Raw genomic sequence first — 14,654 nt, 5'->3', positions numbered from 1 at the left:
GCGCTGGCCCGGAGTCAAGCCCCGAATACCCGTCTCGCGGCCAGTCCTAGGCCGCCGCCCGTTTGCCCGCCCTGCGCTTTTTCAGCAGGGGTGCGAGGAAGCGCCCGGTGTGCGAGGCCTTCTCCCGGGCGACATCCTCCGGGGTGCCGGTGGCGATGATCTGCCCGCCGCCGGAACCGCCCTCGGGACCGAGGTCGACCAGCCAGTCGGCGGTCTTTATCACATCCAGGTTGTGCTCGATGATCACCACGGTATTGCCGTGGTCGCGCAGGCGGTGCAGCACCTGCAGCAATTGCTTGATGTCTTCGAAGTGCAGGCCGGTGGTCGGCTCGTCGAGAATGTATAGCGTGCTGCCGGTATCCCGCTTGGACAGCTCGCGCGACAACTTCACCCGCTGCGCCTCGCCACCGGACAGCGTGGTCGCCGCCTGGCCCAGGCGGATATAGGACAGGCCCACGTCCATCAGGGTCTGCAGTTTGCGCGCGATGGCGGGCACCGGCTCGAAGAATTCCAGCGCGTCCTCCACGGTCATCTCCAGCACCTCGTGGATGTTCCTGCCCTTGTAGCGGATCTCCAGCGTCTCGCGGTTGTAGCGCTTGCCCTTGCACACGTCGCAGGGCACGTAGATATCCGGTAGGAAGTGCATCTCCACCTTGGTCACGCCGTCGCCCTGGCAGGCCTCGCAGCGCCCGCCCTTGACGTTGAAGCTGAAACGGCCGGGCTTGTAGCCGCGCGAGCGCGCCTCCTGGGTGCCGGCGAAGAGTTCGCGCACCGGCGTAAAGATGCCGGTGTAGGTGGCCGGGTTGGAGCGCGGGGTGCGGCCGATCGGGCTCTGGTCGATGTCGATGCACTTGTCGATCAGGTCCATGCCGTCTATCGACTTGTAGGGCGCCGGGGTCAGCGTGGTGGCGCCATTCAGCGCGGTCGCGGCGATCGGGAACAGGGTGTTGTTGATCAGCGTCGATTTGCCGGAGCCGGAGACGCCGGTAACGCAGGTGAGCAGGCCCACCGGTACATCCAGGTCCACCGCGCGCAGGTTGTTGCCGCTGGCGCCGCGCAGGCGCAGCAGGCGCCTGGGGTTGCGCTCGGTGCGTTTGGCCGGTACCTCGATCTTGCGCCGCCCGGAGAGGTAGTCGCCGGTCAGCGAGTCGCGGTTGGCGACGATCTTCTTCAGCGGCCCCTCGGCGACGATCTGCCCGCCGTGCACGCCGGCCCCGGGGCCGATGTCGATGATGTGATCGGCGGTGCGGATGGCGTCCTCGTCGTGCTCCACCACCAGCACCGTGTTGCCGAGGTCGCGCAGGTGGGTGAGGGTGCCCAGTAGGCGTTCGTTGTCGCGCTGGTGCAGCCCGATGGAGGGCTCGTCGAGGATGTACATCACGCCCACCAGACCGGCGCCGATCTGCGAGGCCAGGCGGATGCGCTGGGCCTCGCCGCCGGAGAGGGTCTCGGCGCTGCGGTTCAGGGTCAGGTAGTTGAGGCCCACATCCACCAGGAAGCGGTAGCGGGCGCGCAGTTCCTTGAGGATCTTGTCCGCGATCTCGCCCTTGCGCCCCGGCAGCTGCAGGGCCTCGAAGTATTCGCTGGCCTCGCCGACCGGCAAGGTGGTGATGCCGGGCAGGGTGCGCTCGTCGACGAACACGTGGCGCGCTTCCTCGCGCAGCCGGGTGCCGCCGCACTCGGGGCAGGGCTGGGTGGAGAGAAACTTGGCCAGGTCCTCGCGCACCGAGCTGGAGTCCGTGTCGCGGTAGCGGCGCTCCATGTTCGGGATGATGCCCTCGAAGGGATGGGTGCGCTTGAACACGTCGCCGCGGTCGTTGATGTAGGAAAAGGGCACTTCCTCGCTGCCGCTGCCGTGCAGGATGACCTCGCGGTGTGCCTTCTTCAGTTTCTGGTAGGGCGTATCAATGTCGAAGCCGTAGTGTTCCGCCAGCGAACGCAGCATGTGGAAGTAGTAGACGTTGCGCCGGTCCCAGCCGCGGATGGCGCCCTCGGCCAGGCTCGCCTCCGGGTGCAGCACGATGCGCTCGGCGTCGAAGTACTGCTTCACGCCGAGGCCGTCGCAGCCGCCGCAGGCGCCGGCGGGGTTGTTGAAGGAGAACAGCCGAGGCTCCAGTTCGTCGATGCTGTGGCCGCACTCGGGGCAGGCGAAGCGCGAGGAGAACACGATGTCCTCGCCGTCGCCGTCCATGTAGCTCACCGTGGCCAGGCCGTCGCTGAGTTCCAGGGCGGTCTCCATGGATTCCGCCAGGCGCAGGCGCAGGTCCTCGCGCACCTTGAAGCGGTCGACCACCACCTCGATGCGGTGCTTGCGCTTCTTGTCCAGCGGGCGCACCTCGTCCAGCTCGGTTACCCGGCCGTCGATGCGCGCGCGCACGAACCCGCCGGCGCGCAGTTCCTCGAGGATCTGCAGGTGCTCGCCCTTGCGATCGCGCACCACCGGTGCCAGCAGCATCAGCTTGCTGCCTTCGGGCAGGGCCAGCACGGTGTCCACCATCTGGCTCACGGTCTGCGCCTGCAGGCTGAGGCCGTGGGTGGGGCAGCGCGGGTCGCCGACCCGGGCGAACAGCAGGCGCAGGTAGTCGTAGATCTCGGTGATGGTGCCCACGGTGGAGCGCGGGTTGTGCGAGGTGGACTTTTGCTCGATGGAGATCGCCGGCGATAGGCCCTCGATGTGGTCGATATCCGGTTTTTCCATCATCGACAGGAACTGCCGGGCATAGGTGGACAGAGACTCCACGTAGCGCCGCTGGCCCTCCGCGTATAGCGTGTCGAAGGCCAGCGAGGACTTGCCGGAACCGGACAGGCCGGTTATCACGACCAGCTTGTCGCGGGGGATATCGAGGTTGATGTTCTTGAGGTTGTGGGTGCGCGCGCCGCGCACTTGAATGGTGTCCATCGCCGGGTAATACCGCTCGCAAGCCGAAACAGGAAAGTATAGGCACAGCGCGGTGCGTCATGCAAAGCGCGGTGTATCTGGCGCGCCGGGCAGTCCGCCGGAGGCCCTGCCCGCGTGTGTGGCGCCCGGGAAACTGCTATCATGGGTCGGAATCCAACGATGTTTCTCCCGTGATCACCGAAAACCCCATGACGCCCCAGGAGCGGCGCACCGTCAGCTCCCTGGCGACGCTCTACAGCTTTCGCATGCTCGGCCTCTTCATGGTGCTGCCGCTGCTGGCGCTGTACGCCGCGGACGTGCCCGGCGCGGGGCCGGTGACTATCGGCCTGGCCCTGGGCGCCTATGGCCTGAGCCAGGCGCTGCTGCAGATTCCGCTGGGCTGGCTGTCCGACCAGTTGGGGCGCAAGCCGGTCATTATTGGCGGCCTGCTGGTGTTCGCCCTGGGCAGCGTGGTCGCGGCGCTGGCCGACAACATCTATGTGATTATTCTCGGCCGTGCCCTCCAGGGGGCCGGCGCCATCGCCAGCACGGTCATGGCGCTGCTGGCGGACCTCACCGGCCACGAGCAGCGCACCAAGGCGATGGCCATCCTCGGCATGAGCATCGGCGTGACCTTCGCCCTGGCCCTGGTGCTCGGCCCGCTGGTGGCCGGGGTCGCCGGCCTGCACGGGGTGTTCTGGTTCAATGCGCTGCTGGCGCTGGTCGGTATCGCCATCGTGCTCGGGCGCGTACCCACGCCGCCGCCGGCGCACCGCCACCGCGATGTCGGTGTGCGCAGCCCGCTGGTGCGCCGCACCCTCGCCGACCCGGGCCTGCGCAGGCTCAACTTCGCGATCTTCGCGCTGCATTTCACCCTGATGGCGCTGTTCCTGGTGGTACCGGGCGCGCTGCGCGATATCGCCGGCCTGCCCCGCGACAGCCACTGGATGGTCTACCTGCCGGCGCTGCTCCTGTCCATCGTGTGCATGGTGCCGATGATGATCGCCGCTGAGCGGCGCGGCCACATGCACGGCATGTTCCTGCTGGCGATCGGCCTGCTACTGGCGGCAATCCCCGCGGTGGTCTTTGCTCCCGCTGCGCCGGTGGTCTACCTCGGCATGCTGCTGTTCTTCACCGGCTTCAACTTCCTCGAGGCGACCCTGCCCTCGCTGGTCAGCAAGGTGGTGGCCCCCGAAGGCAAGGGCACCGCCCTGGGCCTGTTCTCCACCTGCCAGTTCCTCGGCGCCTTCGCCGGCGGCGCCGCCGGCGGCTGGATGCTGCGGGTGGGCGGCCCCGCCGGCCTCGCCGCCGGCTGCGCGGCGCTGGCACTGGTCTGGTGGCTGCTGTTCGCGCCCAGCGGCGCGGTGCCTGCGCCCTCGGCCGCGGTCATCACCGAGTAGTCCTGCCGGCGTCCGCGCCTGGCTGTTGTAACCGGCTCTCGTGACGAGCTCTCGCGCCCGGCTTTGCTGTCGCAATTGACCGGCGGGATTGCTATAGTCCCGCATCTGTTTCAGCGTCAATTTCCACACGGCACGAGGGTTCTCCATGGCACAGCGCGGCGTCAACAAGGTCATCCTGATCGGCAACCTGGGCAATGATCCCGAGACGCGGTTTTTCCCGGATGGCACGGCGCTGACCAACGCGAGCATCGCCACCAGCGAGACCTGGCGCGACAAGCAGACCGGCGAGCAGCGCGAGCGCACCGAGTGGCACCGCGTGGTGTTCCGCGACCGCGGCGCCTACAAGCTGGGCCAGATCGCCGGCGAATACCTGAAGAAGGGCTCCAAGGTGTTTGTCGAGGGCAGCCTGCAGACGCGCAAGTGGCAGGGCCAGGACGGCCAGGACCGCTACACCACCGAGATCGTCGTCAACGAGATGCAGATGCTCGACAGCCGCCCCGGTGGCCAGGGCGGCGGCGACAATTACAACTACAACCAGAGCGCCCCCGCCGGCAACTACGGCAAGCAGGCCGGCGGCGGTTCGGCCTCGCCGTCCCCATCCCCGGCACCACAGGCCGCCCCGGCGCAGGATTTCAACGACTTCGACGACGATATCCCGTTCTGATTGTCGCTCCCCGGCGGCCCCGCGCGGGCGCGCCGGATCCGGTGGCCGCGGAACGCCCTTTTGCGCACTCCCGACGGCCGCAAGTGTGGTAACTTTCTCCTGAATCTTTCGCCCCTGGACAGGAACGCGTGCGGGTACTCATTCTCGGTTCGGACAGCCCCCTGGGGCGCTCGCTGACAGAGCTGCTGGTAGAGCTCGGCAGGCACGAGCTCGTGTGCATGACGCGCTCCGCCTCGCGCTGGAAAAGCGAGCGCCACGCCAAGAAAGCGGTGCGCCGCGCCCAGGCCGATGTGGTGGTGGACATCCGCGTCGAGGCGGTGGCCGACGGCGGCCAGGAGATCGTCGAGCTCGACCTCAAGCGCGCCCGCTGGGTGGCGAAGTCCTGCTCGCGGGACAAGGCCGCGCTGCTGTTCGTGTCCAGCGCGCGGGTGTTCTCCGGCAAGCTGGACCGCATGTACAACGAGGCGGATGCGCCGGACAACGACAGCGAGATCGGCCGCCTGATGGCCGACGCCGAGGACGTGGTGCGCGAGCACTGCGAGCGCCACCTGATCCTGCGCCTGGGTCCGGTGTTCGCCAGCGAGGGCGCCAACCTGGTCACCCAGATGCTCGGCGAGATGATCCGCGGCGAGAGCCTGGTGCTGGACAACAACCTGCGCGGCTGCCCGGTGGCCTGCACCGATGGCGCGCGGGTGATCTCCGCGGTGCTCGACCAGCTCAGCACCGGCGCCGAGGTCTGGGGCACCTACCACTACTGCAGTTCCGAGACCGCCACCTATTATGAATTCGCCGAGGCGATTCTCGCCTCCGCCTCACAGTTTTCCGACTTCAGCGCGGACGCGGTGGAACTCGATTCCCTGGACAAGGCGGCGCCGCCGCTCAACCGCTCGCTGGATTGCAGCCGGTTGCGCAATACCTTCGCCATCAAGCAGATGCCCTGGCGGCGCTCGATCGCCGACCAGGTGAAAACCTACTTCCAGAGCCAGACCCCGAATTCGAACTGAGGAGACCCCCATGGCCAAGGCCACCGACGACAGCCCCCAGGCACTGGCCATCGCGGTACTCACCGTGTCGGACACGCGCACCGAGGACAACGACAGCTCGGGCCATTTCCTGGCCGAGGCCCTGGGCGAGGCGGGTCACAGCCTCGCCGACAAGGTCATCGTGATCGACGACATGTACCAGATTCGCGCCGTGCTCTCGCGTTGGATCGCCGACCCCGCGGTAGACGCGGTGCTGGTGACCGGCGGCACCGGCTTCTCCGGGCGCGACTCGACGCCGGAGGCGGTGCGCCCCCTGTTCGACAAAGAAATCGACGGCTTCGGCGAGGTGTTCCGCGCCCTGTCCCTGGCCGAGATCGGCTCGTCCACCGTGCAGTCACGCGCCGTGGCAGGCTACGCCAACAACACCGTGGTGTTCTGCATGCCGGGCTCCACCGGCGCCTGCCGCACCGCCTGGGGCGGCATCATCCGCGAGCAGCTGGACAGCTCCCACCGCCCCTGCAATTTTGTCGGCGTGCTCAGCGTCAGGGCGCGCGGCGCTTGAGCAAACTGCTACCGCTGGCCGACGCCCTGGCGCAAATGCTGGCGGCGGCCTCGCCACCGGCGGAGTTCGAGCAGGTCCAGCTTGGGGAAGCCTTGGGCCGCGTGCTGGTCGAGGATATCGTCGCCGACCTCGACGTGCCGCGCGAAGACAACAGCGCGATGGACGGCTACGCCCTGCGTACCGCGGACGCACCGGGAACCCTGCCGGTCAGCCAGCGCATCGCCGCCGGGTCCAGCGGCGAACCCCTGGCCCCGGGCACCGCGGCGCGCATCTTTACCGGCGCGCCGGTGCCCCCCGGCGCCGATGCGGTGGTCATGCAGGAAGACTGCGAGGAGCGCGATGGTTCTGTGAACGTGGCCTTTAGCCCTGCGGTGGGGGAGAACATTCGCCCCGCGGGCCAGGACATCCGCTGCGGCGAGACCCTGCTGTCGGCGGGCCGGATGCTGCGTCCGCAGGACCTCGGCCTGCTCGCCTCGGTGGGCATTGCACAGGTGGCCGTGCGCCGCGCCCTGCGCGTGGCCGTGCTGTCCACCGGCGATGAACTGGTCGAACCCGGCAGCGAGCCGTTGGCCCCGGGGCAGCTGTACAACTCCAACCGCTACGTCCTCGCCGGCCTGCTGCGCCGGCTGGGCATGCAGTTTGTCGATGGCGGCATCGTCGCCGACGATCCCGCGGTCACCGCGGCGGCGCTTGAGCGCGCCGCGGCCACGGCGGATTGCGTGATTACTTCCGGCGGCGTCTCGGTGGGCGAAGAGGACCACGTCAAAGCCCAGGTCGAGCGCCTGGGCCGCCTGGACCTGTGGCGCCTGGCGATCAAGCCCGGCAAGCCGCTGGCCTTCGGCGAAGTGTGCGGCAAACCGTTCATCGGCCTGCCCGGCAACCCGACCTCCAGCTTCATTACCTTCTGTATCGTGGCGCGCCCCTTCCTGCTCGCCCTGCAGGGGGCGTGCGAGGAACCGCTGCCGGCCCTCACCGTGCGCGCAGGATTCGCCGTGGGCAAGCCGGGCGGCCGGCAGGACTACAAGCGGGTGTGGCTGGAGAGCGAGGATGGGGTGCTGGTGGCCAGGCCTTTCGCCAACCAGAGTTCCGGTGTACTGAGTTCCGTGAGTCGTTCCCACGCGCTGGCGGTAATCCCGCCGGGGGTGACGGTCGCCGAGGGCGACGCGATAGAGGTGTTGCTGCTGGACCTGCTGGCCTGACCTGCGCCGCGCCCGAGGCGCAGCGCAGGCAGTGCGCTCAGCTGTACTTCTGGAATACCAGTGAGGCGTTGGTGCCGCCGAAGCCGAAGCTGTTGGACATGACCCGCTGCAGGTCGACGTTGTCCTGGCGTTCGCGCACGATGGGCATGCCTTCGGCTTCCGGGTCCAGGGTCTCGATGTTCGCCGAGGCGGCGACGAAGCCGCGCTGCTGCATGAGCAGGCTGTAGATGGCCTCCTGCACGCCCGCCGCGCCCAGCGAGTGGCCGGAGAGCGACTTGGTGGAGCCGATCGGCGGCGCGTAGTCGAGGTCGGCGAAGACTTCCCGTACCGCTTTCAGTTCCTGGATATCGCCGGCCGGCGTGGAAGTGCCGTGGGCGTTGATATAGTCGATGGGGCCGTCGACGGTGGCCATCGCCTGGCGCATGCAGCGCACCGCGCCCTCGCCGGAGGGGGCGACCATGTCGTAGCCGTCGGAGGTGGCGCCGTAGCCGACCAGCTCCGCGTAGATTTTCGCGCCGCGGGCCAGGGCGTGTTCCAGTTCCTCGAGTACCAGCATGCCGCCGCCGCCGGCGATGACAAAGCCGTCGCGCTCGGCGTCGTAGGCCCGTGAGGCCTTCTCCGGGGTCTCGTTGTACTTGGTGGACAGCGCGCCCATGGCGTCGAACAGGCAGGACAGGGTCCAGTGCAGTTCCTCGCCGCCGCCGGCGAACACCATGTCCTGCTTGCCCAGCTGGATCTGCTCCATGGCGTTGCCGATACAGTGCGCGCTGGTGGAGCAGGCGGAGGAGATGGAATAGTTCACGCCCTTGATTTTGAACGGCGTGGCGAGGCAGGCGGAGACCGTGCTGCCCATGGTCTGGGTGACGCGGTAGGGGCCGACCTTACGCAGCCCGCGCTCGCGCAGGATGTCCGCGGCCTCGGTCTGCTTGGCCGAGGAAGCGCCGCCGGAGCCGGCGATGATGCCGATACGTTCGCTGGAGATCTGGTCGACCTCGAGGCCGGCGTCGGCGATGGCGTCGCGCATGGCGATATAGGCATAGGCCGCGGCGTCGCCCATGAAGCGCAGCACCTTGCGGTCGATCAGCGCCGGGATGTCGATATCCGGCGCGCCGGCGACGTGTGAGCGCATGCCCATGTCGATCTGTTCCTGGCGCGTGCTGATACCGGATTTGCCGGCGTACAGGGCATCGGCGACGCTCTGCGCGTCATTTCCCAGGCAGGACACGACGCCCAGCCCGGTGACAACTACTCTTCTGCTCATAGGCTCAGAATGACTCCGTCGGTTAGTACAGGCCGACCCGCAGGTCGCTGGCGTGGTAGATCTCGCGGCCGTCCACGGACACGATACCGTCTGCGATGCCCATGATCAGCTTGCGTTCGATGACGCGCTTGACGTGGATGTGGTAGGTCACCAGCTTCGAATCCGGCAGGATCTCGCCGGTGAACTTGACCTCGCCGCAGCCCAGGGCGCGGCCGCGGCCGGGGTTGCCACGCCAGCCCAGGAAGAAGCCCAGCAGCTGCCACATGGCATCCAGTCCCAGGCAGCCCGGCATGACCGGGTCGGTGGGGAAGTGACAGTCGAAGAACCACAGGTCCGGGTTGATGTCGAGCTCGGCGATGATTTCGCCCTTGCCGTAGTTGCCACCCTCGGAGCTGATGTGGGTGATGCGGTCGAGCATCAACATGTTGTCGATCGGCAGGCGGGCATTGCCCTCGCCGAACAGCTCGCCGTGGCCGCAGGCGACCAGTTCTTCCTTGTTGTACGCGTTTTGTCCCGTCATTGTCATACCATCATTCTATGGTGGGCCTTTGAAGCCCGCAGTGAGCGAGGTCATTCTATCTGCTGCGACCGACAAGGCAAGCTCGAGTGGGCCAATGGCGTCAACTGGCCACAGCTGGACCAGTCCGCTATGATGATATTTCCTATCGCTATATACCGGGGGCGTTCGCACCGGCCCCCTCCGGGTTTGTAAATACCGCGTTTTTTCAGGAATCAGGATGATCACACCCGTACTTCTCTCCGGTGGCATCGGAAGCCGCCTCTGGCCGGTTTCGCGAGAAGCCCACCCCAAGCAGTTCCAGCCCCTGGCCGGCGAGTTGTCCATGTTGCAGGAGACCCTTGCCCGCACCCGCAACCTGCAGGCGACGGCCCCCGTGGTGGTGTGTAACGAAGAGCACCGGTTCATGGTCGCCGAGCAACTGCGCGAGCTGCATATCGATCCCGGTGCGCTGATTCTTGAGCCGCAGGGGCGCAACACCGCCCCGGCGGTGGCCCTGGCGGCGCTGCACGCGGTGCAGGCCGACCCCGAGGCCATTCTCCTGGTGCTCCCGGCGGATCACGTGATTGTCGATGTGGCCTCTTTCGTCGAGGCGGTCGGCAAGGCCCTGCCCGCCGCGCAGGGCGGGCGTCTTATGACGTTTGGCGTGGTGCCTTCCAGCCCGGAGACAGGCTACGGTTATATCAAGTGCGGCGATGCGCTGGGCGAGGGCCTCTACGAGCTCGAGCGCTTCGTTGAAAAGCCCGACGCCGAGACTGCCACCGGTTACCTCGCCAGCGGCGACTACCTGTGGAACAGCGGCATGTTCCTGATCGGCGCAGCCGCGTATCTCGAAGAACTCGGCGCCCACGCGCCGGGTATCCTCGCCGCCTGTCGCGCGGCCATGGAGCAGGCGCGCGCCGACATGGACTTCGTGCGCCCGGAGGCCGGCGCCTTCGCCGGGTGCCCTTCGGACAGCATCGACTACGCGGTGATGGAGCACACCGCCCGCGGCGGCGTGGTCTCCCTGGACTGCGGCTGGAGCGACGTCGGCGCCTGGTCCGCCCTGTGGGAAGTCGCCCAGCGCGATGGCCAGGGCAACGCCGTGCGCGGCGACGTGGTCCTGGACAACTGCTCGGACAGCTATTTTTACAGTGATTCGCGCCTGGTGGCGGCGACCGGTGTCGAGGACATCGTGGTGGTGGAGACCGCCGACGCCGTGCTGGTCGCCAGCCGCGACCGGGTGCAGGACGTCAAGAACATCGTCAAGGCACTGAAGACCGGCGATCGCCCCGAGGTCTCCCTGCACCAGAAAGTCTACCGGCCCTGGGGCTCCTACGAATCGCTGGTGAGCGCCGGGCGCTTCCAGGTCAAGCGCATCGTAGTCAACCCCGGCGCCGCGCTGTCCCTGCAGATGCACCACCACCGCGCCGAGCACTGGATCGTGGTGCACGGCACCGCCGAGGTCACCTGCGACGAGAAGGTGTTCATGCTCGGCGAAGACGAATCCACCTATATTCCGCTGGGCCACCGTCACCGGCTGGCCAATCCCGGCAAGATCCCCCTGGAGCTGATCGAAGTGCAGTCCGGCACTTATCTCGGGGAGGACGACATCGTCCGGTTCGACGACGTCTACGGCCGCGGCAGCTGAAACAGAGTCATTCAAGGCAAGGAGAAAGATTGATGATCAACAAGTGTTTATTCCCCGTCGCTGGCTACGGCACGCGATTCCTGCCCGCCACCAAGAGCATGCCCAAGGAGATGTTGCCCGTCGTGAACAAACCCCTGGTGCAGTACGGGGTGGAAGAGGCGATACAGGCGGGGATGACCACCTGTGCGTTCGTCACCGGTCGCGGCAAGCGCTCTATCGCCGACCACTTCGACATCAGCTACGAGCTGGAGCACCAGATCTCCGGCACCGGTAAGGAGGTCTACCTCGAGAGCATCCGCAACGTGCTCGACAAGGGCGTGTTCACCATGGTGCGCCAGCGCGAGATGAAGGGCCTGGGCCACGCCATCCTCACTGGCCGCTCGCTGATCGGCAACGAGCCCTTCGGCGTCCTGCTCTCCGACGACCTGTGCCTGAACGGCGAGGGCGACGGCGTGTTGGCGCAGATGGTGGCGCTGTACAACCAGTTCCGCTGCTCCATCGTGGCCATCCAGGAAGTGCCCGAGGACGAGGTGCACAAGTACGGTGTGATCTCCGGCGAGAGCATGAAAGAGGGCATCTACCGTATCGACGGCATGGTGGAAAAGCCGAACAAGAAAGATGCGCCCTCCAACCTGGCGATCATCGGCCGCTACATCCTCACTCCGGACATCTTCGAGATCATCGAAGAGACCCCGCCCGGTGCCAACGGCGAAATCCAGCTCACCGACGCCCTGCAGACCCAGGCCCAGCGCGGCTGTGTCATGGGCTACAAGTTCAAGGGCCGGCGCTTCGATTGCGGCAGCGTGCCCGGCTTCGTGGAAGCCACCAATTTTGTCTACGAAAACGTCTACGACAAGTAAGCGGGGTTCGACGTGAAGGAAATCACCTGTTTCAAGGCCTATGACGTTCGCGGCCGGGTGCCGGACCAACTCAACGAGGATATCGCCCGGCGTATCGGCCGCGCCTATGCCGAGGTGATCAAGCCCGGCAAGGTGGTCGTGGGCAACGATATCCGCCTGTCCAGCGAGTCGATCAAGGCGGCGCTGACCGAGGGCCTGCTGGAGCAGGGCGTGGATGTCTACGACATCGGCCTGTGCGGCACCGAGGAAATCTACTTCGCCACCTTCCACGCCGAGATGGGCGGCGGTATCGCGGTCACCGCGAGCCACAACCCCAAGGACTACAACGGCATGAAGTTCGTGCGCGAGGGCTCGCGGCCGATCTCCGCCGATACCGGCCTGCAGGAGATTCGCGCGCTGGCCGAGCGCGACGAGTTCACCGCTGCCGCGCAGCCGGGCACCCTGCACAAGCTGGATACCGCCGAAGCCTACGTGAAGCACCTGCTGTCCTACATCGACGTGTCGGCACTGAAGCCGCTGAAGGTGGTAGTCGACGCCGGTAACGGCGGCGCGGGCCGCGTGGTCGACCTGCTCGAGCCGCACCTGCCCTTCGAGTTCATCAAGCTGCACCACGAGCCGGACGGCAACTTCCCCAACGGTGTGCCCAACCCGCTGCTGCCGGAGAACCGCGAGGCCTCGATCAAGGCGGTGCGTGAGAACGGCGCCGACCTCGGTATCGCCTGGGACGGCGACTTCGACCGCTGCTTCTTCTTCGATGAGAACGGCGGTTTTATCGAGGGCTACTACGTGGTCGGCCTGCTGGCCGAGGCGTTCCTCAAGCTGGAGCCGGGCGCGCGTATCGTGCACGACCCGCGCCTGACCTGGAACACGGTGGACGTGGTCGAGGCGGGCGGCGGCGTGCCGGTGCTGACCAAGTGCGGCCACGCCTTCATCAAGGAGCGCATGCGCAAGGAGAATGCGGCCTACGGCGGCGAGATGAGCGCCCACCACTACTTCCGCGATTTCGCCTACTGCGACAGTGGCATGATCCCCTGGCTGCTGGTTACCGGCCTGTTGTCGGAGTCCGGCAAGGCGCTGTCCACCCTGGTTTCCGAGCGCATGGCTGCCTATCCCTGTTCCGGGGAGATCAACCGCAGCGTCGACGACGCGGCGGCGGTGCTGGCCAAGGTGGAGGCCGCCTACGCCGATCAGGGCGAGGTCGACCACACCGACGGCGTGAGCATCGACTGCGGCCCCTGGCGCTTCAACCTGCGCATGTCCAACACCGAACCGGTGGTGCGCCTCAACGTGGAGTCCCGCGGCGACGTCGCACTGATGGAGGCGAAAACCGCGGATTTGCTTGCGTTGATCGAGGAATAGCTTATCGTAGGGGCATAACCACAGCAGGAGGACGGTTATGCGACGTGTCCTGCCCAATAAGTTGAAGCCCCTTTCCTTTGTTCTTGCGGTGCAGCGCTTTGTCCGAGCGGCGCAGCGTACTGTTTTAACAGCGCAGCGCTTTGTATTGGCAGCGCAGCCCTGTGTGTTAGCCGCGCTGCTTGCCCTGGCCGGTTGTGCCGGCACCAGTGAACAGCCACTGGCCAGCGCGCAGTCCCCGCTGTTGCAACTGCGCAGCGATGCCGATTTCCTGCCGCGACCGGACATCGCCAGCACCGGGGACGTGCTGGCCCTTACGCCTGAGCAACGGGCGGACTTCGACGCCTGGTTCAACCACCCCTCGCGCGCAAACGTGCCCGGCCACCGCCGGCTGGTCATGTACCTCGAGTCGCGCACGCGCGGCTTCACCTTCCGCGGCGACACCTTTACCGCGTCGCAGGCCATGGCGCGCAATAGCGGCAACTGCCTGTCGTTGGCCATACTCACCACCGCCCTGGCCCAGCGCGCCGGGGTCGAGGTCGACTATCAACTGATGGAAGACGACCCGGTGTTCGAGTTCCAGGGTTCGGTGGTCGAGAAGGGCGTGCACGTACGCACCCTGCTCTACGACCCGGACTGGGAGGAGGCCAAGTACCCCTATATCTTCACCCGCCCGGGCCTGGTGGTGGACTACATTCCCACCCACCGCTCCCACTTCCTGCCCAACCTCAGTCTCGAGGGCTTCCTCGCGCGCTACTACCACAACATCGCCGCCGAGGAGTTGGCCATGAATGACCTGCACGGGGCGTACTGGAATTCGGTGGCGGCGCTGGACCTGGCGCCGGATGACGCCGGTGCGATCAACAGCCTTGCGGTGGTCTACCGCCGTGCAGGCCTCGACGACCTCGCCGAGCAGGTCTATCTGGACGGCATCGCCCGGGCCGGGGACAAACTCACCTTGCTGAAGAACTACCAGTTGCTGTTGCTGGCGCAGGAGCGCCACGCGGAGGCGGCGGTTATCGAGGCGCGCCTGGCGGACATGGACGACCCCAGCCCCTATCACTGGTACCGCCTGGCCAGTGAGGCCTATGCCGCAGGTGACTACGATGAGGCGATTCGCTATTACCGCCGGGCGGCGCGCCTGGCGCCCTACCTGCCGGAGATCCACGCCGGCCTGGGCAAGGCCTACTACTTATCCGGTGACCGCGGGAGGGCGAAGGATGCATTCCGGGAGGCGGTGGAGCAGGCGTATGAAAGCGACGACCGCGGCCTGTACGAGGCCAAACTCGCGGCCCTGACCGGGCACTGATACCGGGTAAGTTACCGATTGCGTGCCGGCGGCTT

The 14,654-nt window shown here is 66.9% G+C and carries 12 protein-coding genes; 9 read left to right on the top strand and 3 right to left on the bottom strand.

All coding sequences use genetic code 11. The features are described from left to right. Positions 1–46: 46 nt before the first annotated feature. Entirely contained in the window at positions 47–2,899 is a 2,853-nt protein-coding gene (uvrA, locus tag E4634_RS08715) for an excinuclease ABC subunit UvrA (RefSeq protein ID WP_135442896.1), read from the bottom strand. Between the two features lie 170 nt (positions 2,900–3,069). On the opposite strand from uvrA, the gene E4634_RS08710 reads away from it, so the two are divergent. From E4634_RS08710 to E4634_RS08690, 5 genes are all read left to right on the top strand, one after another. Next, positions 3,070–4,278 (top strand): MFS transporter, encoded by a 1,209-nt coding sequence (locus tag E4634_RS08710; RefSeq protein ID WP_240725127.1) that lies wholly within the window; start codon positions 3,070–3,072, stop codon positions 4,276–4,278. Positions 4,279–4,423: 145 nt separating this feature from the next. Beyond that, complete coding sequence (gene ssb / locus E4634_RS08705; RefSeq protein ID WP_135442894.1) at positions 4,424–4,942, top strand: single-stranded DNA-binding protein; 519 nt, start codon at positions 4,424–4,426, stop codon at positions 4,940–4,942. 128 nt (positions 4,943–5,070) lie between these two features. Further along, positions 5,071–5,946: an SDR family oxidoreductase gene (locus E4634_RS08700; protein ID WP_135442892.1), complete on the top strand. Its 876-nt coding sequence runs from the start codon at positions 5,071–5,073 to the stop codon at positions 5,944–5,946. Between the two features lie 10 nt (positions 5,947–5,956). Further along, a complete protein-coding gene (gene moaB / locus E4634_RS08695) occupies positions 5,957–6,487 on the top strand; it encodes a molybdenum cofactor biosynthesis protein B (protein ID WP_135442890.1) in 531 nt (176 codons plus the stop codon). Then, on the top strand, positions 6,484–7,686 hold the full coding sequence (locus E4634_RS08690) for a molybdopterin molybdotransferase MoeA (protein ID WP_135442888.1): 1,203 nt from the start codon (positions 6,484–6,486) through the stop codon (positions 7,684–7,686). The genes moaB and E4634_RS08690 overlap by 4 nt, the downstream gene beginning before the upstream one ends. A 37-nt stretch (positions 7,687–7,723) precedes the next feature. Here the strand turns inward: E4634_RS08690 and fabB are convergent, their stop codons facing one another. Together fabB and fabA are read right to left on the bottom strand one after the other, a co-directional pair. Next, positions 7,724–8,947: a beta-ketoacyl-ACP synthase I gene (gene fabB, locus E4634_RS08685; RefSeq protein WP_135442886.1), complete on the bottom strand. Its 1,224-nt coding sequence runs from the start codon at positions 8,945–8,947 to the stop codon at positions 7,724–7,726. Positions 8,948–8,969: 22 nt separating this feature from the next. Then, positions 8,970–9,467 (bottom strand): 3-hydroxyacyl-[acyl-carrier-protein] dehydratase FabA, encoded by a 498-nt coding sequence (fabA, locus tag E4634_RS08680; RefSeq protein ID WP_135442884.1) that lies wholly within the window; start codon positions 9,465–9,467, stop codon positions 8,970–8,972. 217 nt (positions 9,468–9,684) lie between these two features. Between fabA and E4634_RS08675 the strand changes: the two genes are divergently transcribed. From E4634_RS08675 to E4634_RS08660, 4 genes are all read left to right on the top strand, one after another. Beyond that, a complete protein-coding gene (locus E4634_RS08675) occupies positions 9,685–11,094 on the top strand; it encodes a mannose-1-phosphate guanylyltransferase/mannose-6-phosphate isomerase (protein WP_135442882.1) in 1,410 nt (469 codons plus the stop codon). 32 nt (positions 11,095–11,126) lie between these two features. Then, positions 11,127–11,954 carry a UTP--glucose-1-phosphate uridylyltransferase GalU gene (gene galU / locus E4634_RS08670; protein ID WP_135442880.1) on the top strand — a complete coding sequence of 276 codons (828 nt, stop codon included), beginning with the start codon at positions 11,127–11,129 and terminating at the stop codon, positions 11,952–11,954. Between the two features lie 12 nt (positions 11,955–11,966). Further along, a complete protein-coding gene (locus E4634_RS08665; RefSeq protein ID WP_135442878.1) occupies positions 11,967–13,313 on the top strand; it encodes a phosphohexomutase domain-containing protein in 1,347 nt (448 codons plus the stop codon). Positions 13,314–13,476: 163 nt separating this feature from the next. After that, positions 13,477–14,619, top strand: a complete 1,143-nt coding sequence (locus E4634_RS08660) for a tetratricopeptide repeat protein (RefSeq protein WP_167854827.1) — start codon at positions 13,477–13,479, stop codon at positions 14,617–14,619. The last annotated feature ends 35 nt before the right edge of the window (positions 14,620–14,654 follow it).

The organism is Mangrovimicrobium sediminis, from assembly GCF_004745945.1.
Lineage (GTDB): Bacteria > Pseudomonadota > Gammaproteobacteria > Pseudomonadales > Halieaceae > Mangrovimicrobium > Mangrovimicrobium sediminis.
This window is presented reverse-complemented; position numbering and strand designations above follow the sequence as displayed.

Coding starts and splice junctions, on each gene's coding strand:
- uvrA (WP_135442896.1), bottom strand. CDS start 2,899: ATGGACACCATTCAAGTGCGCGGCGCGCGCACCCACAACCTCAAGAAC.
- ssb (WP_135442894.1), top strand. CDS start 4,424: ATGGCACAGCGCGGCGTCAACAAGGTCATCCTGATCGGCAACCTGGGC.
- moaB (WP_135442890.1), top strand. CDS start 5,957: ATGGCCAAGGCCACCGACGACAGCCCCCAGGCACTGGCCATCGCGGTA.
- fabB (WP_135442886.1), bottom strand. CDS start 8,947: ATGAGCAGAAGAGTAGTTGTCACCGGGCTGGGCGTCGTGTCCTGCCTG.
- fabA (WP_135442884.1), bottom strand. CDS start 9,467: ATGACGGGACAAAACGCGTACAACAAGGAAGAACTGGTCGCCTGCGGC.
- E4634_RS08675 (WP_135442882.1), top strand. CDS start 9,685: ATGATCACACCCGTACTTCTCTCCGGTGGCATCGGAAGCCGCCTCTGG.
- galU (WP_135442880.1), top strand. CDS start 11,127: ATGATCAACAAGTGTTTATTCCCCGTCGCTGGCTACGGCACGCGATTC.